Source organism: Enterobacter sp. Bisph1 (assembly GCF_000814905.1).
Taxonomy (GTDB): domain Bacteria; phylum Pseudomonadota; class Gammaproteobacteria; order Enterobacterales; family Enterobacteriaceae; genus Kosakonia.
In genome coordinates, this window is sequence record NZ_JXAG01000043.1 from 58,624 (window position 1) to 75,316 (window position 16,693).

The following is a 16,693-nucleotide window of genomic DNA, read 5'->3' on the forward strand; positions in this document are numbered from 1 at the left end:
ACTCTCCGCAACTTTCAGGCGCAAGGGCCTGATTCTCAACTCTTCTGCTTACAGGCAGAAGAAGAAATCTCTCAATTTATCGCACTGTTTCTGGCGCAACGGCCCTCAGTGCGACGAATATTTTATGGTGCGCCGCGTCGGCGCGGTATTTGCCGGATCGTCCGGCCAGACATGCTTCGGATAGCGTCCTTTCATCTCCTTTTGCACTTCACGGTATGCGCCAGCCCAAAAAGCGCTTAAATCACGCGTGATTTGCAGCGGCCGCTGCGCAGGGGAAAGCAGCTCCAGCACCAACGCCACCCGCCCTTGTGCAATAGTGGGCGTCGTCGCTTCGCCAAACATCTCCTGCATGCGCACTGCCAGCGCAGGTGGGTTATCTTCATGATAACGAATCGCGATGCGGCTTCCCGTCGGCACAGTGTAATGCGCAGGCAGCTCACTATCCAGACGTTGGCGTAATGCCCACGGCATCGCGTTTTGTAGCGCCCCGGCAATATCCAGCGCTTTCAGCGCACGCAGCGATTGTACGCCACCCATTTGCGGTAACAGCCACGTTTCGAGATTTTCCAGCAGCGACGCCTCATCGACGGCCGGCCACTCAACCTCCGGCAGCCATTTCGCTGCGCAGTGCAAGCGTAATCGCAGCTGTTCGGCTTCCGGCGTCCAGTTCAATACCCGCAAACCTTTATCACGAATACCGTTGAGCATCGCCTGATGCAGCTCCTCTTCTGACGGTTTCGCCAGCGGCTGGACCTTGAGCGTTAACTGGCCTATCCGGAAACGGCGAAACGCTTTTAACGTGCCCTGCGCCTCGTCCCACTCGACGCTGTCCGACGGCTGTAATAAATGCGGACAGCGGCTGATAAGAGCGTCAATATCCAGCGGCAGCGCCAGCAATATGCGCGCATCCGGCGACTGGCTACCCTGCAACAGCAGCGGCGCAATCAGCCATTCGTGACGATTCATGGCATCATCCACATCCAGCATCGCCCCCATACCGTTTGCCAGTTGATAACGTCCTTCCTGACCGCGCCGACGGGCGATACGATCGGCAAAGGCGCTCGCCAGCAGAGGGGCCAGCGCACGACTCTCCTCATGGCCGTTACTGCTTTTCAAGCGGCGAGCGAGCTGGCGCGCCCGTTGCTGCCAGTTCGGCTGAGTCCGGGAAAAGGCGGCGCTTAAATCACTGTTCGCTCCGCGCGGCGGCTCTTCAAGGATCGCCGCCAGTTTAGCCGCTGTGGCAATCTCATCATCGCCTTGCGCCGCCGCCAGCATCGCGGCCAGCCTGGGTTCATTACCCAACGCCGCCATGCGTTGCCCAAACGGCGTCAACCGGCCATTTTCCAGCGCCTGTAGCTGTTCGAGCAGCTTACGCGCCGCGGCGAGATTAGCCGCTAACGGCAGATCCAGCCAGTTTAACTGGGCAGGATCCTGGCAGCCCCACTGTAATAACTCCATCAGCAGCCCGGAGAGATCGCTGTTCAGGATCTCCGGGCTACTCTGCGCCGCCGCACGTTCCGCCTGCTCTTTACTGAGCAGATGCACGCAGATGCCCGGCTCCAGACGCCCTGCTCGCCCGGCGCGCTGGGTCATCGAGGCAATACTGGTGCGCTGTGTGACCAGGCGGGTCAAGCCGCTGCGGGCATCGAAACGGGCGACGCGCTCCAGCGCGCTATCAACCACCAGGCGAATACCTTCAATGGTTAAACTGGTTTCGGCAATATTTGTTGCCAGCACCACTTTACGCTGCCCCACAGGCGCAGGCAGTATCGCCTTGCGCTGTTCCGTCAGCGGCAGCGCGCCGTAGAGCGGACAGAGCAGCGTATCGCTGCCGACGCGGGAAGCCAGCTGCTCCTGTACGCGCTGAATTTCCGCGACGCCGGGCAAAAACAGCAGCAGCGAACCCGCTTCCTGACGCAGAAGTTCTGCGGTTGCCTGGGCGACCGCCTCGTCAAAGCGCACATGAGCTGGCAAAGGCTGATAGCGCTGCTCAACGGGAAAAGCACGTCCGGCTGAAACAATGGCCGGCGCATCCGGTAACAGCGTCTGCAAACGCGCGTTATCCAGCGTGGCCGACATCACCAGCAGCTTGAGATCGTCGCGCAAGCCTTGCTGCACATCGAGCAGCAGCGCCAGCGCGAGGTCCGCCTGCAAACTGCGCTCGTGAAACTCATCAAGGATCACCAGCCCCACGCCGCCAAGCTCCGGATCCTGCTGAATCATTCGCGTTAAAATCCCTTCGGTGACCACTTCGAGCCGGGTATTTGGCCCGACGCAGGTCTGCGCCCGCATACGATAGCCGACGGTTTCGCCAGGCTGTTCATCAAGCATTTCCGCCAGACGCTGCGCCACGTTGCGCGCCGCCAGCCGACGAGGTTCGAGCAGTAAAATGCGCCCGTTAATGTCGCCCTGTTGCAGCAGTTGCAACGGTAACCAGGTGGATTTCCCGGCCCCGGTCGGCGCACTTAACAGCACCTGGGGTGCGGTGCGCAAGGCGCTAAGGATCTCGGGTAGAACGGCGGCGGCTGGCAGTAACGACACAAAAGCTCCGGAGGGTTAACATACGACGGCACGCAGTATAACATCACCGCAAACCTTTGACTTCGAGCCTGCCATGTCTGAACCGAAAAGGCTGTTTTTCGCCCTTGAACTTCCTGCTGATATTCAACAGCAGATCATTTTGTGGCGCGCACAGCACTTCCTGGCGGACGCCGGACGGCCGATTGCCGCCGCGAATCTGCACTTAACGCTGGCGTTTCTGGGGGCTATCAGTACGGAAAAACAGCGCGCGCTTGAGTCGCTGGCGGGCCGTATTCGCCAGCCGGGTTTTACCCTTACACTGGACGATGCCGGACAGTGGCTGCGCTCGCGGGTGGTGTGGCTCGGTTCACGCCAGCCGCCGCGCGGGCTGCTGCAGCTGGCAGATATGCTACGCGCGCAGGCCTCGCGCAGCGGCTGTTATCAAAGCCCGCAGCCGTTCCATCCGCACATTACGCTGCTGCGCGACGCCAGCCATGCTGTACCGCTGCCGCCGCCGGGTTTTCACTGGTCATTTCCGGTAACGGCATTTTCGCTCTATGAATCACACTTTAGCCAGGGCCGAACGCGCTATAGCGAACTGAAACGCTGGACGCTGCAAACATAAGGATGTTCTATGGATTTTTCCCCACCGCTCAAATCCGCCACCCTGATTCAGCGGTATAAACGTTTCCTTGCCGATGTTGTCACGCCTGAAGGGGAAACCCTGACTTTGCATTGCCCGAATACCGGCGCAATGACCGGTTGCGCCACGCCGGGGGACACGGTTTGGTATTCCACATCGAATAATCCGAAACGTAAATATGCCCATACGTGGGAATTATCCCAAACCCAGCAGGGGGCGTTTATTTGCGTCAATACTCAGCGGGCAAATATGCTGACAAAAGAAGCGATCGTCGCTGAACGGCTACCAGAACTGAGGGGCTATAGCGTTCTGAAAAGCGAAGTAAAATACGGCGCGGAAAATAGCAGGATTGATTTTCTATTACAGGCGCATGACCGACGCAACTGCTATATTGAAGTGAAATCGGTCACGCTCGCCGAGCAGCAGTCGGGCTACTTCCCGGATGCGGTAACCCTGCGGGGACAGAAGCATTTACGGGAGTTGATGAGCGTTGCGGCCAACGGCGATCGCGCGGTAATCCTGTTTGCCGTACTGCACTCCGCCGTTGAACATTTTTCTCCCGCACACCATATTGATGAGGAATACGCGCGTTTACTGAAAGAGGCACATTGCCGAGGGGTGGAAGTTATTGCTTATAAAGCGGAACTTTCTGCCGATAATATCACTCTTAGTTTGCCACTGCCTTTTACGGTATAAAGGCAAGCTTATGACGAGTAAGTGGTTTGGTCGCGTGCGCAAATACGCTTTTCTTCACAGGGTTGTCAAGTGTTGCGTTTAGATATTTGCCATCCGTAAAAGCATCTGCTATTTATAGCGGCCTGATTTTTCCCCCACACGGGGATCGATAGTGCGTGTTAAGGAGAAGCAACATGCAAGAAGGGCAAAACCGTAAAACATCGTCCCTGAGTATTCTCGCCATCGCTGGGGTGGAGCCGTATCAAGAGAAACCGGGCGAAGAGTATATGAACGAAGCCCAGCTGGCGCACTTCAAGCGTATTCTTGAAGCATGGCGCAATCAACTCAGGGATGAAGTCGATCGCACCGTCACGCATATGCAGGACGAAGCAGCAAACTTCCCCGATCCGGTCGACCGTGCCGCGCAGGAAGAAGAGTTCAGCCTTGAACTGCGTAACCGTGATCGCGAGCGCAAGTTGATTAAAAAAATCGAGAAGACGCTGAAAAAAGTCGAAGACGAAGATTTCGGCTTCTGCGAATCCTGCGGCGTTGAAATTGGTATCCGTCGTCTGGAAGCACGTCCGACTGCCGATCTGTGCATCGACTGTAAGACTCTGGCGGAAATCCGCGAAAAACAGATGGCGGGCTAATCCCCGACAGTCTCACGGTGTGCCGCCGGGCGCGGCACGTCCTATATGGCGGGATTTATTCCCGCCTATATTTTTTTGCCAGCGATATGCCTGAATCAGACTATATTGGGCGCTTTGCGCCATCCCCGTCCGGAGAACTGCATTTCGGTTCGTTAATTGCCGCTCTCGGCAGCTACCTGCAAGCGCGCGCCAGCCATGGCAGCTGGCTGGTACGCATTGAAGACATTGATCCTCCGCGTGAAGTGCCGGGTGCCGCCAGCACCATTCTGCGTCAGCTTGAACATTACGGGCTGCACTGGGATGGCGACATTGTCTGGCAATCTCAGCGCCATAATGCCTACCGTGAAGCCCTTAATCATCTTCAGCGTGAAGGGATGAGCTATTTCTGCACCTGTACGCGGGCGCGTATCCAAAGCCTTGGCGGTATCTACGATGGACATTGCCGGACTTTGAACCACGGTCCAACCAATGCCGCCGTCCGGCTGGCTCAGCACCATCCGGTGCTGCACTTCGACGATAAACTGCGCGGGCGCATAACCGCCGACGAAAAACTGGCGCGGGAAGACTTTATCATTCACCGTCGTGATGGATTATTTGCCTACAACCTTGCGGTGGTGGTCGATGACCATTTTCAGGGTGTCACAGAGATCGTGCGCGGGGCGGATCTTATCGAACCGACGGTGCGGCAAATTTCCCTCTATCGCCAATTTGGCTGGCCCGTGCCGGGCTACATCCATTTGCCGCTGGCGCTGAATGCACAAGGCAATAAGCTTTCCAAACAAAACCACGCCCCGGCTTTACCTGACGGGGATCCGCGCCCGGTAATAATCAGGGCTTTACAATTCCTGAACCAGGATGTAACAAATGAGTGGCAGGATCTGCGCATTGATGCGCTGCTGCAAAAAGCGGTGGCAAACTGGGCACTCTGCCGTGTTCCTGAAGCCGCGGATGCGAATACAGCATTCTCAAACGGCTCGCGCTGAGCTATGATTAGCCGCTATTTTTTTGTCCTGACGTTTGACACTACCGAGGTGTACTATTTTTACCCGAGTCGCTAATTTTTGCCGCAAGGTGCTAAGCCGCGAAGAGAGCATGGTCGTTGAGGCTATGGCGCAACCGCAGATGGCGGTTATCCCGCGTGAGCAGCACGCTATTTCCCGCAAAGATATCAGTGAAAATGCGCTCAAAGTGCTCTATCGTCTGAATAAAGCGGGCTACGAAGCCTACCTCGTAGGCGGCGGCGTGCGCGATTTATTGCTGGGCAAAAAACCAAAAGATTTTGACGTGACCACCAGCGCCACGCCGGATCAGGTACGTAAACTGTTCCGCAACTGCCGCCTGGTCGGCCGCCGTTTCCGCCTGGCGCATGTGATGTTCGGGCCGGAAATTATTGAAGTCGCCACCTTCCGTGGTCATCACGACGAGCAGCAAACCGACCGCGCTATTTCGCAGCGCGGGCAAAACGGTATGCTGCTGCGCGACAATATCTTCGGATCAATAGAAGAAGATGCCCAGCGCCGCGACTTCACCATTAATAGCCTTTATTACAGCGTGGCCGACTTTACCGTGCGCGATTACGTCGGCGGTATGCGCGATCTGCAAGAGGGCGTGATTCGCCTGATTGGCAATCCCGAAACCCGCTACCGTGAAGATCCGGTGCGCATGCTGCGCGCGGTGCGCTTTGCCGCCAAGCTGAATATGCGTATCAGCGAAGAGACCGCCGAGCCGATTCCGCGCCTTGCCACCCTGATTAACGATGTTCCCCCGGCGCGCCTGTTTGAAGAGTCGCTGAAATTACTGCAGGCCGGTTACGGGTATGAAACCTGTCGTTTATTGCGTGAGTACGGTCTGTTCCAGCCGCTGTTCCCCTCCATCACCCGCTACTTCACCGAAAAAGGTGACAGTCCGATGGAACGCATTATTGAACAGGTGCTGAAGAACACCGATAACCGCATTCACAACGATATGCGCGTTAATCCGGCGTTTCTGTTTGCCGCCATGTTCTGGTATCCGCTGCTGGAAGATGCCCAGCGCATTACCCAGGAGGGCGGTCTGGCCTATTTTGACGCCTTTGCGCTGGCGATGAACGATGTGCTGGATGAAGCCTGCCGTTCGCTGGCGATTCCAAAACGCATTACCACGCTGACCCGGGATATCTGGCAGCTGCAGCTGCGTATGTCCCGTCGCCAGGGCAAACGCGCCTGGAAGCTGATGGAGCATCCGAAATTCCGCGCCGCCTATGATCTGCTGGCGCTGCGCGCCGAAGCGGAAAATAATAGCGAACTGCAGCGGCTGGCGAAATGGTGGGGCGAGTTCCAGGTTTCCGCGCCGCCGGCACAAAAAGATATGCTCAATGATTTAGGCGATGAACCGGCGGAACGCCGTCGTCACCGTCGTCCGCGTAAACGTGCGCCGCGCCGCGAGGGCAGTGCGTGACTCTTGCGTATATCGCGCTGGGCAGCAACCTGGCGTCACCCCTCGATCAGATTAACGCGGCGATTGCCGCCCTGGGGGAGATCCCACAAAGCCGCATTGTGACGATCTCTTCGCTTTACCGCACGCCGCCCCTTGGCCCGCAGGATCAGCCGGATTACCTCAACGCCGCCGTGGCGCTGGAAACAGATCATGAGCCGGAAACCCTGCTCGACCACACCCAACGTATTGAACTGCAGCAAGGCCGCGAGCGTAAAGACGAACGCTGGGGGCCGCGCACTCTCGATCTTGATATCATGCTGTTTGGCAATCTGAGTCTCAACACAGAACGTCTGACGGTACCGCACTACGACATGAAAAACCGTGGCTTTATGCTGTGGCCGCTGTTCGAAATCGCGCCCGATATATGCTTCCCGGACGGCACCTCACTGCAGGAAATCTTAACGCTGCTGGACGCGCCCAAACCCGACGCCTGGTAATTTTTTGTTTTCCCCCGCCCCACTTCCCACAGCCTGGCTAAAATCATTGCCGGGATAAATGTTACTGCTAGAATGCGCCTCATTTGCTTTCGTTTATCAGGAAACATTATGAAAACCACCACCATCACCTGGTTGCATAAATGCAAACAGGAAAAAAAACGCTTTGCCACTATCACCGCCTACGACTACAGCTTTGCGAAGCTGTTTGCCGAAGAAGGGATTAACGTAATGCTGGTGGGTGATTCGCTGGGCATGACGGTCCAGGGCCATGACTCTACCCTGCCGGTGACGGTGGCCGATATCGCCTATCACACGCAGGCCGTCCGCCGCGGCGCACCCGGCTGCCTGCTGCTCGCCGACCTGCCGTTTATGGCCTATGCCACGCCGGAGCAGGCGTTTGACAACGCCGCCGTGGTGATGCGTGCGGGCGCTAATATGGTGAAAATCGAAGGCGGTCGCTGGCTGGCACCGACGGTAAAAATGCTTACCGAGCGCGCCGTACCGGTATGCGGTCACCTGGGACTAACGCCGCAGTCGGTAAACATTTTCGGCGGCTACAAAGTACAAGGGCGCGGCTATGCGGCGCAGGGGCTGCTGGACGATGCACTGGCGCTGGAAGCCGCTGGTGCGCAGCTGCTGGTGCTGGAGTGCGTACCCGTGGCGCTGGCGCAGCGTATTACCGACGAGCTCACCATTCCGGTGATTGGCATTGGCGCAGGTAATGTCACAGACGGCCAGATTCTGGTGATGCATGACGCGTTCGGCATTACCGGTGGACATATCCCGAAATTCGCCAAAAATTTCCTCAGTGAAGCAGGCGACATGCGCGCAGCGGTCAGGCAGTATGTTGCCGACGTCGAATCCGGAGCCTATCCGGGTGAAGAACACAGTTTCCATTAAGGAGCCTTGTAGTGCTGATTATTGAAACCCTCCCGCTGCTGCGCCAACACATGCGCAGGCTTCGTCAGGAAGGCAAACGGGTTGCGCTGGTGCCAACGATGGGCAACCTCCACGAAGGCCATATGAAGCTGGTAGATGAAGCGAAAAGCCGCGCCGATGTGGTGGTGGTGAGTATTTTCGTCAACCCGATGCAGTTTGATCGAAAGGATGACCTGGTACGCTACCCGCGCACCCTGCAGGAAGATTGCGAAAAACTGACCAAACGTAAAGTCGATTTTGTCTTTGCGCCCGCACCGGCAGATATCTATCCGCAGGGCACCGACATCCAGACCTTTGTCGACGTTCCGGGCCTCTCCACCATGCTTGAAGGTGCCAGTCGCCCGGGGCACTTCCGTGGCGTCTCCACCATCGTCAGTAAGCTGTTTAATCTGGTGCAGCCGGATATCGCCTGCTTTGGCGAGAAGGATTACCAGCAGCTGCAGTTGATCCGCAAAATGGTGGCGGATATGGGCTACGATATCGAGATTGTTGGCGTGCCGACGGTGCGGGCGAAGGATGGCCTGGCGCTGAGTTCGCGTAACAACTATCTCACTGCCGATGAGCGCAAGATTGCCCCGGTGCTGAGCAAAGTAATGAACGCCATAGGCGAAAAATTGCGGGCGGGCGATCGTAACGTTGAAGAGCTGATTGCCGTTGCCGGGTTGGATCTCAGCGACGCGGGTTTACGCGCCGACGGTGTGCAGATCTGCGATGCGGATACGCTTCTGCCGCTCTCTGGCGATAGCCAACGCGCGGTAATTTTGATGGCGGCATGGCTTGGTCAGGCGCGGCTGATCGACAATAAAGTCGTCGACCTGACCTGCTAGACAGGGCGAAAAAATCGGGCAATACTCCACTGCTGGCTGGCCCTTACGCCTGCAGGCAGTGGGGCAAGTAGACGGGGATTGCCGGAGCCGCGCCCCTTTTCAGGTTTATTACAGTTACGAAGGTTGAATGTATGATTCGCACAATGCTGCAAGGCAAGCTCCACCGCGTCAAAGTGACGCAGGCCGACCTGCACTACGAAGGTTCCTGCGCCATTGACCAGGATTTCCTTGAGGCGGCCGGTATTCTGGAATACGAAGCCATTGATATTTATAACGTCACCAACGGCAAACGCTTCTCTACCTATGCGATTGCCGGCGAGCGCGGCTCACGCATTATCTCGGTTAACGGTGCAGCAGCGCACTGCGCCGATGTTGGCGATATCCTGATTATCGCCAGCTACGTTACCGTGCCGGATGAGGTTGCCCGTAGCTGGCAGCCGAAAGTGGCCTATTTTGATGGCGACAACGAGATGAAGCGCACCGCGAAAGCCGTGCCGGTTCAGGTTGCCTGATGCCCTACCCCTGCGGCTGATTGCTAATCAGCCGCGACATAGTCTCCAGCGAATCCGTTCTCAATACGTACAGCCGCTTCAGTAAAAAGGGGTTATCCCCCGGTTTCACTTTGCCACGCACCGTGGTTACCGCCAGATGAAAACCTGCGTCATTCGCCGCCTGCACCGCTTTATCGTCATAACCGCCAAACGGGTACGAAAGATAAAGCACATGGGGATTGAACTGCGCCAGCGCGCGGCGCGAGCGTTTAAAATCAAAGAGGATATTGTGATAGTTACGGCTGAGTAATATCGGATGCAATGTATCATCGACCCGATGCAGAAAATGGGTATGCGACTGAATATCAAACACATCTTTAATTTTATTAAGCTCCGATACGCTCATAAACTGCAAAAATTTCGGATCCCAGGGCTGCGGCTTCAGTTTAATGCGGGAGGAGATGATAAACGCCGTCGCTTTAAAACCGTACTCACGCAGGATCGGCCAGGCGTAGCGGTGCACCGACTTCAGCCCATCGTCAAAGGTTATCACCACTGAACGGGCGGGTAGATTCATGCGATTACGCACGTACCCTTCCAGCTGATACATCGACAGCGTGGTATAACCCTGGTCACGTAACCAGGTCATCTGGTTGGTAAAGGCGCGCACCGAGGTGGTGGTCGAGGTATGGCGAAAACGGGTGTTTTCCTCATCACGCAGAATGTGGTGATAGGTGAGTATCGGAATACCGCTATCTTCTTGCGCATCCAGGCTGCTGATCCACGCCAGACGGTTGCCGATGCGGATCTGAAACCAGGTTTGATTTAAACGATCTTTCAGCTTATCGATTATCGGATAGCGCAAATTCTCCGCCAGCGTGCCTACCCGCTCGCTGGTGTTATCCGCTGCGCTGTACAGGGGCGTATCTTGCCAGGTGATCAGATTTTGGTTACTGAGAGGTTTATTCAGATCGCCGAGACTGTCTTCTACCCGCTCCTTGCCAGAGAGGGTGCCCAGATGCCCGCGATCGATAAAACCGGTGCCGAAACCAAAGCGAAAAGCGTAATAATCTTCCGCCCCCGGCACCACCGCCAGGATCTGTCCGGCCCGGATATTGCCGACGGTCACCACCTTGTCTCCCACCTGCGCCCAAATATTGGCATCTTCCGTTACTTGCATGTAATGCGCGGGAATGCGTTGTTCACTGACAATACTGGCTGATGACCCAAAGGCGACCAGCGAGAGCAAAAGGATTATTAAACGAGACATGAGTCGGACCGAATAGAAAAACTGCGCCTATTGTAGCAACCGCTAACCAAAACCAACGGCGATGGTTAGTCTAAAAAAACGCCTAATCCAGGGGATTGGCTCTCTTCACCCGAAGAGAGCCACCGCTTTGGACTAGCTGCGTAAGCCACGCCCGCGATTAATCAAATACCAGCACAGCAGGTAAAAGAAGATGATAAATACCACCAGCACGCCGACGGTGGTAAACAGCGGCACGTCAGAGATGCCGAGAAAACCAAAGCGGAAGCCGCTAATCATATAGACGATGGGGTTGAGGTGTGACAGCGCCTGCCAGAACGGCGGCAGCAGCGTCAGCGAGTAGAATACCCCGCCCAGGTAGGTTAGCGGCGTCAGCACAAAGGTGGGGATCAGGCTGATGTCATCAAAGGTTTTGGCGAACACCGCATTCAACAGCCCTGCCAGGGAAAAGAGCACCGCAGTTAACAGCAGCGTCAGGCCGATAAACAGCCATGAGTGCACCTGAAACGGCACGAAAAACAGCGACACCGCCGTCACCAGGATACCGACACATAACCCGCGCGCCACGCCGCCACCGATATAGCCCGCGATGATCACATGGGTCGGCACGGGTGCTACCAGCAGTTCTTCAATGTTGCGCTGAAACTTGGCGCTAAAGAAGGACGAGGCCACGTTGGCATAAGCGTTGGTGATCACCGCCATCATAATCAAGCCCGGCACGATAAACTGCATATAGGTAAAGCCGTGCATTTCACCGATACGCGAACCAATCAGGTTGCCAAAAATAATAAAGTAGAGGGTCATGGTGATCACCGGTGGCACCAGTGTTTGCACCCAAATGCGCATAAAACGCTGAATCTCTTTGTACCAGATACTCTTCAGCGCCACCCAATACAGCTGCATCATGCGCCCTCTCCTTTTCTGTCATGCACCAACGTAACGAACAACTCTTCAAGACGGTTGGCTTTATTACGCATACTTAATACCTGCACACCTTGCGCGCTCAGCTGACTGAAAACGCTATTAACGCCCTGCTCGCGCAGCACTTCCACTTCAAGCGTGGCGGTATCAACCAGCCGGTATTGATAGCCCTCCAGCTTCGGTAGTGGGCTTTTCGGCGCTAAATCGAGAATAAAGGTTTCCGATTTCAGCTTTGACAGCAGCGCTTTCATCGAGGTGTTTTCAATCAGATCGCCGCGCTGGATGATGCCGATGTTACGGCACAGCATCTCAGCCTCTTCCAGATAGTGGGTGGTCAGAATGATGGTGGTGCCTTTGTCATTCAGATCTTTTAAGAAGCCCCACATTGAGCGGCGTAGTTCGATATCTACCCCCGCCGTTGGCTCGTCGAGAATGAGTAATTTGGGCTCGTGCATTAGCGCGCGGGCAATCATCAACCGGCGCTTCATCCCGCCGGAGAGCATCCGCGCACGTTCGTTACGCTTTTCCCATAAATCGAGCTGATTAAGGTACTTTTCACTGCGAACCAGCGCATCTTTGCGATCGACGCCGTAGTAGCCCGCCTGGTTAACGACAATCTGCTGCACGGTTTCAAACGGGTTGAAATTGAACTCCTGCGGCACCAGCCCCAACTGGCGTTTCGTATTGACGACATCTTTTTCGAGATCGTAACCAAAAACGCTAACCCGTCCGGAAGTTTTATTTACCAACGAACTGACAATACCGATGGTGGTTGATTTTCCTGCGCCATTTGGCCCAAGAAGCGCGTAAAAATCTCCCGCTTCGACTTGTAAATCAATGCCGCGCAGCGCCTGAACGCCGCCCGGATAGGTTTTTTTAAGCTGCTCAAGCTCCAGTGCAATGGTCATGTATTATTGATTACCTGTTTTCTGACACTCGATGTGTGGTTTAAAAAGAGAAAGAGTTGACCTATATTAGCGCAACGCACTTACTTGGTTACAGGTCGTTAACCTCCATGAAAGACATAAATACACTCATCAGCAACAATGCACTTTGGTCAAAAATGCTGGTGGAAGAAGATCCTGGGTTTTTCGAAACGCTGGCGCAAGCACAGAAACCACGCTTTCTCTGGATTGGCTGCTCCGACTCCCGCGTGCCGGCTGAACGGCTGACCGGCCTCGAACCCGGCGAACTGTTTGTTCACCGTAATGTAGCCAACCTGGTTATCCATACCGATTTGAACTGCCTGTCTGTCGTGCAGTACGCTGTTGATGTGCTGGAAGTTGAGCACATCATCATCTGCGGCCACTACGGCTGCGGCGGTGTACAGGCGGCCGTGGAAAACCCGGAGCTGGGCTTAATCAATAACTGGCTGCTGCACATTCGCGACATCTGGTTTAAACATAGCTCGCTGTTGGGCGAAATGCCGCCGGAGCGCCGCCTCGATACGCTGTGCGAACTGAACGTAATGGAGCAGGTATATAACCTGGGCCACTCGACGATTATGCAGTCCGCATGGAAACGCGGCCAGAATGTGACGATCCACGGCTGGGCCTACGGTATTCATGATGGTTTGCTGCGCAATCTGGACGTGACCGCTACCAACCGCGAAACGCTGGAACAGCGCTATCGCCAGGGCGTGTCAAATCTGACCCAGAAGCACGTCAATCATAAATAACGCATCGGGGCCAGCGGCCCCGATTTTTTTACTCTTCCAGCATCACTACTTTGCCAACATAGGGCAAATGGCGATAGCGCTGAGCGTAGTCAATCCCGTAGCCCACTACAAACTCGTCCGGGATAGCAAAACCGACGAACTCCACCGGCACGTCCACTTCGCGGCGCGACGGCTTATCCAGCAGGGTACAAATCGCCAGCGACTTCGGCTCGCGCAGGCGCAGGATCTCGCGCACTTTCGACAGCGTATTGCCGGAATCGATAATATCTTCGACGATCAACACATCTTTGCCACGAATGTCTTCATCAAGATCTTTGAGGATTTTCACATCGCGGGTGGTCGACATGCCGCTGCCGTAGCTGGAGGCGGTCATAAAATCGACTTCGTGGGAAACCTGAACTTCACGGCACAGGTCCGCCATAAACATAAATGAGCCGCGCAGCAGGCCGACCAGCACCATTTCGCTGCCGCTATCTTTATAACGCTCAGTGATTTGACGACCCAGCTCAGCGATACGCGCTTTGATCTCCGCTTCCGGGATCATCACTTCAACAGTGTGTTTCATATTACTAACCATATGATTTAAAGAGTAAATCACTCAATACCGGCACAAAACCAGTGATTGAAACGCAAGGCGCGCAGTATACCAGCAAAACGAATAATGCGGGTTATTTGACGACAAAGCTCATTTTGTGATGACGGTCACACTTGTTAACTCCTATAATTAGTTGCTATCAAAATATTAACAAATCAATGGATGCGTTTTATGGCGGAAACAAAAACTCAACAGTCGCGGCTACTTGTTACGCTGACGACGCTCTTTGCAGCCTTTTGCGGGCTGTATTTACTCATCGGTGGCGTCTGGCTCGTTGCCATCGGTGGCTCCTGGTACTATCCCATCGCCGGTCTGATGATGCTCGGCGTAACCTGGCTGCTGTGGAAACGTAAGCGTGCTGCGCTGTGGCTGTATGCCGCGCTGCTGCTTGCCACCATGTTATGGGGCGTTTGGGAGGTCGGTTTCGACTTCTGGGCGCTGACGCCACGCTGCGATATTCTCGTTTTCTTCGGTATCTGGCTGATCCTGCCCTTCGTCTGGCGACGCCTGATTGTACCGGCAAGCGGAGCAGTAGCCGCGCTGGTGGTGGTGCTGCTGATTAGCGGCGGGATCCTCACCTGGGCGGGCTTTAACGATCCGCAAGAGATCAATGGCACCCTGAATGCCGATGCCACGCCGGCCGCGCCGATTTCCCAGGTCGCCGACGGTGACTGGCCAGCCTATGGACGTAACCAGGAAGGTCAGCGTTATTCACCGTTGAAACAGATCAACGCCGATAACGTGAAAAACCTGAAAGAAGCCTGGGTGTTCCGTACCGGTGATGTGAAGATGCCGAACGATCCGGGTGAGCTGACTAACGAAGTGACGCCGATTAAAGTGGGCGATACACTCTATCTCTGTACTGCGCACCAGCGCCTGTTTGCTCTTGATGCGGCAACGGGTAAAGAGAAGTGGCATTTCGATCCGCAGTTGAACAGCAACCCGTCTTTCCAGCATGTAACCTGCCGCGGCGTCTCTTACCATGAAGCCCGCGCGGAAACTGCAAGCCCTGATGTGATGGCCGATTGTCCGCGCCGCATTATCCTGCCGGTCAACGATGGTCGTCTGTTTGCGCTGAATGCGGATAACGGTAAGCTGTGCGAAACCTTTGCCAACAAAGGTATTCTCAATCTGCAAACCAATATGCCGGACACCACGCCGGGTCTCTACGAACCGACGTCGCCGCCGATCATCACTGACAAAACCATCGTCATTGCCGGTTCGGTAACGGATAACTTCTCTACCCGCGAAACTTCCGGCGTTATCCGTGGTTTTGACGTTAACACCGGTAAACTGCTGTGGGCCTTCGATCCGGGTGCGAAAGATCCGAACGCTATCCCGTCGGACCAGCACACCTTTACCTTTAACTCCCCTAACTCCTGGGCACCTGCGGCCTACGATGCCAAACTCGATTTGGTCTATCTGCCGATGGGTGTGAGCACGCCGGATATCTGGGGCGGTAATCGCACACCGGAGCAGGAGCGTTTCGCAAGCTCTATCGTTGCGCTGAATGCCACCACCGGTAAGCTCGCCTGGAGTTACCAGACCGTTCATCACGATCTGTGGGATATGGATATGCCGTCCCAGCCGACGCTGGCGGACATTACCCTTAATGGCAAAACTGTTCCGGTGATCTACGCGCCAGCGAAGACCGGGAATATTTTCGTCCTCGATCGTACCAACGGTAAGCTGGTGGTGCCCGCACCGGAAAAACCGGTGCCACAAGGTGCTGCAAAAGGCGATTACGTCAGCAAAACCCAGCCGTTCTCCGAGTTGAGTTTCCGTCCGACGAAAAACCTGAGCGGCGCAGATATGTGGGGCGCCACCATGTTCGACCAGCTGGTGTGCCGCGTGATGTTCCACAAGCTGCGCTATGAAGGCATCTTCACTCCACCTTCCGAGCAGGGCACGCTGGTATTCCCGGGTAACCTGGGGATGTTCGAATGGGGCGGTATCTCCGTTGATCCAAACCGTCAGGTGGCGATTGCCAACCCGATGGCGCTGCCGTTTGTCTCCCGGCTTATCCCGCGCGGTCCTGGCAATCCGATGGAGCCGCCGAAAGATGCAAAAGGCACCGGTACGGAATCCGGTATTCAGCCGCAGTATGGCGTACCTTTTGGCGTCACGCTGAACCCGTTCCTCTCGCCGTTCGGCCTGCCGTGTAAACAACCGGCCTGGGGTTACATTTCCGCCCTGGATCTGAAAACCAACCAGGTGGCATGGAAAAAACGTATTGGTACTCCGCAGGACAGCATGCCGTTCCCGATGCCGTTCCCGGTGCCGTTCAATCTGGGTATGCCGATGCTGGGCGGTCCGATCTCTACCGCCGGTAACGTGCTGTTTATCGCCGCTACCGCCGATAATTACCTGCGCGCTTATAACATGAGCAACGGTGAGAAACTGTGGCAGGGTCGTCTGCCGGCAGGCGGCCAGGCAACGCCGATGACCTATGAAGTAAATGGCAAGCAGTACGTGGTCATTTCCGCAGGCGGTCACGGTTCGTTTGGTACGAAGATGGGTGACTATATCGTCGCTTATGCTCTGCCGGATGAGGCGAAATAAAACCGTTTACCCT

General features: G+C 55.7%; 16 protein-coding genes. 11 read left to right on the forward strand and 5 right to left on the reverse strand.

Going from position 1 to position 16,693, the window contains the following annotated elements; genetic code table 11:
* Window positions 1-105: 105 nt before the first annotated feature.
* Window positions 106-2,541, reverse strand: coding sequence for an ATP-dependent helicase HrpB (gene hrpB, locus RW65_RS14100; RefSeq protein WP_039057406.1), 2,436 nt, complete (start codon window positions 2,539-2,541; stop codon window positions 106-108).
* A gap of 73 nt (window positions 2,542-2,614) precedes the next feature.
* Here hrpB and thpR point away from each other — a divergent pair, with 73 nt between their 5' ends.
* From thpR to panD, 9 genes are all read left to right on the forward strand, one after another.
* Complete coding sequence (thpR, locus tag RW65_RS14105; protein WP_039057407.1) at window positions 2,615-3,145, forward strand: RNA 2',3'-cyclic phosphodiesterase; 531 nt, start codon at window positions 2,615-2,617, stop codon at window positions 3,143-3,145.
* A gap of 9 nt (window positions 3,146-3,154) precedes the next feature.
* Window positions 3,155-3,859: a DNA/RNA nuclease SfsA gene (sfsA, locus tag RW65_RS14110; protein WP_039057408.1), complete on the forward strand. Its 705-nt coding sequence runs from the start codon at window positions 3,155-3,157 to the stop codon at window positions 3,857-3,859.
* Window positions 3,860-4,032: 173 nt separating this feature from the next.
* On the forward strand, window positions 4,033-4,488 hold the full coding sequence (gene dksA / locus RW65_RS14115; protein WP_007373199.1) for an RNA polymerase-binding protein DksA: 456 nt from the start codon (window positions 4,033-4,035) through the stop codon (window positions 4,486-4,488).
* 86 nt (window positions 4,489-4,574) lie between these two features.
* The gene (gene gluQRS, locus RW65_RS14120) at window positions 4,575-5,471 is read left to right on the forward strand and encodes a tRNA glutamyl-Q(34) synthetase GluQRS (RefSeq protein WP_039057409.1); all 897 of its coding nucleotides are present in this window, start codon (window positions 4,575-4,577) and stop codon (window positions 5,469-5,471) included.
* 55 nt (window positions 5,472-5,526) lie between these two features.
* Window positions 5,527-6,924 carry a polynucleotide adenylyltransferase PcnB gene (gene pcnB, locus RW65_RS14125; RefSeq protein WP_231564393.1) on the forward strand — a complete coding sequence of 466 codons (1,398 nt, stop codon included), beginning with the start codon at window positions 5,527-5,529 and terminating at the stop codon, window positions 6,922-6,924.
* Complete coding sequence (folK, locus tag RW65_RS14130) at window positions 6,921-7,400, forward strand: 2-amino-4-hydroxy-6-hydroxymethyldihydropteridine diphosphokinase (RefSeq protein WP_039057411.1); 480 nt, start codon at window positions 6,921-6,923, stop codon at window positions 7,398-7,400. The genes pcnB and folK overlap by 4 nt, the downstream gene beginning before the upstream one ends.
* A gap of 108 nt (window positions 7,401-7,508) precedes the next feature.
* Window positions 7,509-8,300 (forward strand): 3-methyl-2-oxobutanoate hydroxymethyltransferase, encoded by a 792-nt coding sequence (gene panB, locus RW65_RS14135; protein WP_039057412.1) that lies wholly within the window; start codon window positions 7,509-7,511, stop codon window positions 8,298-8,300.
* Window positions 8,301-8,311: 11 nt separating this feature from the next.
* Window positions 8,312-9,166, forward strand: coding sequence for a pantoate--beta-alanine ligase (gene panC, locus RW65_RS14140; RefSeq protein WP_039057413.1), 855 nt, complete (start codon window positions 8,312-8,314; stop codon window positions 9,164-9,166).
* A gap of 131 nt (window positions 9,167-9,297) precedes the next feature.
* Complete coding sequence (gene panD / locus RW65_RS14145) at window positions 9,298-9,678, forward strand: aspartate 1-decarboxylase (RefSeq protein WP_020456583.1); 381 nt, start codon at window positions 9,298-9,300, stop codon at window positions 9,676-9,678.
* 4 nt (window positions 9,679-9,682) lie between these two features.
* Here panD and RW65_RS14150 read toward each other — a convergent pair whose 3' ends face one another.
* From RW65_RS14150 to RW65_RS14160, 3 genes are all read right to left on the reverse strand, one after another.
* Window positions 9,683-10,927 carry a polysaccharide deacetylase family protein gene (locus RW65_RS14150; RefSeq protein ID WP_039057414.1) on the reverse strand — a complete coding sequence of 415 codons (1,245 nt, stop codon included), beginning with the start codon at window positions 10,925-10,927 and terminating at the stop codon, window positions 9,683-9,685.
* 132 nt (window positions 10,928-11,059) lie between these two features.
* Window positions 11,060-11,830: an ABC transporter permease gene (locus RW65_RS14155; protein WP_039057415.1), complete on the reverse strand. Its 771-nt coding sequence runs from the start codon at window positions 11,828-11,830 to the stop codon at window positions 11,060-11,062.
* Window positions 11,827-12,753, reverse strand: coding sequence for an ABC transporter ATP-binding protein (locus tag RW65_RS14160; protein WP_039057416.1), 927 nt, complete (start codon window positions 12,751-12,753; stop codon window positions 11,827-11,829). The genes RW65_RS14155 and RW65_RS14160 overlap by 4 nt, the downstream gene beginning before the upstream one ends.
* A 107-nt stretch (window positions 12,754-12,860) precedes the next feature.
* Here RW65_RS14160 and can point away from each other — a divergent pair, with 107 nt between their 5' ends.
* Window positions 12,861-13,523: a carbonate dehydratase gene (gene can / locus RW65_RS14165; protein ID WP_039057417.1), complete on the forward strand. Its 663-nt coding sequence runs from the start codon at window positions 12,861-12,863 to the stop codon at window positions 13,521-13,523.
* Between the two features lie 28 nt (window positions 13,524-13,551).
* On the opposite strand, the gene hpt is transcribed toward can, so the two are convergent.
* Complete coding sequence (gene hpt, locus RW65_RS14170; protein ID WP_052250317.1) at window positions 13,552-14,088, reverse strand: hypoxanthine phosphoribosyltransferase; 537 nt, start codon at window positions 14,086-14,088, stop codon at window positions 13,552-13,554.
* Window positions 14,089-14,289: 201 nt separating this feature from the next.
* Here hpt and RW65_RS14175 point away from each other — a divergent pair, with 201 nt between their 5' ends.
* Window positions 14,290-16,680 (forward strand): glucose/quinate/shikimate family membrane-bound PQQ-dependent dehydrogenase, encoded by a 2,391-nt coding sequence (locus RW65_RS14175; protein WP_039057418.1) that lies wholly within the window; start codon window positions 14,290-14,292, stop codon window positions 16,678-16,680.
* The last annotated feature ends 13 nt before the right edge of the window (window positions 16,681-16,693 follow it).

What these genes read in the sequence shown, in the direction of transcription:
- thpR (WP_039057407.1), top strand. Translation starts at nt 2,615, where the DNA reads ATGTCTGAACCGAAAAGGCTGTTTTTCGCCCTTGAACTTCCTGCTGAT.
- can (WP_039057417.1), top strand. Translation starts at nt 12,861, where the DNA reads ATGAAAGACATAAATACACTCATCAGCAACAATGCACTTTGGTCAAAA.
- sfsA (WP_039057408.1), top strand. Translation starts at nt 3,155, where the DNA reads ATGGATTTTTCCCCACCGCTCAAATCCGCCACCCTGATTCAGCGGTAT.
- RW65_RS14150 (WP_039057414.1), bottom strand. Translation starts at nt 10,927, where the DNA reads ATGTCTCGTTTAATAATCCTTTTGCTCTCGCTGGTCGCCTTTGGGTCA.
- panD (WP_020456583.1), top strand. Translation starts at nt 9,298, where the DNA reads ATGATTCGCACAATGCTGCAAGGCAAGCTCCACCGCGTCAAAGTGACG.
- RW65_RS14155 (WP_039057415.1), bottom strand. Translation starts at nt 11,830, where the DNA reads ATGATGCAGCTGTATTGGGTGGCGCTGAAGAGTATCTGGTACAAAGAG.
- RW65_RS14160 (WP_039057416.1), bottom strand. Translation starts at nt 12,753, where the DNA reads ATGACCATTGCACTGGAGCTTGAGCAGCTTAAAAAAACCTATCCGGGC.
- panB (WP_039057412.1), top strand. Translation starts at nt 7,509, where the DNA reads ATGAAAACCACCACCATCACCTGGTTGCATAAATGCAAACAGGAAAAA.
- dksA (WP_007373199.1), top strand. Translation starts at nt 4,033, where the DNA reads ATGCAAGAAGGGCAAAACCGTAAAACATCGTCCCTGAGTATTCTCGCC.
- hpt (WP_052250317.1), bottom strand. Translation starts at nt 14,088, where the DNA reads ATGAAACACACTGTTGAAGTGATGATCCCGGAAGCGGAGATCAAAGCG.
- gluQRS (WP_039057409.1), top strand. Translation starts at nt 4,575, where the DNA reads ATGCCTGAATCAGACTATATTGGGCGCTTTGCGCCATCCCCGTCCGGA.
- RW65_RS14175 (WP_039057418.1), top strand. Translation starts at nt 14,290, where the DNA reads ATGGCGGAAACAAAAACTCAACAGTCGCGGCTACTTGTTACGCTGACG.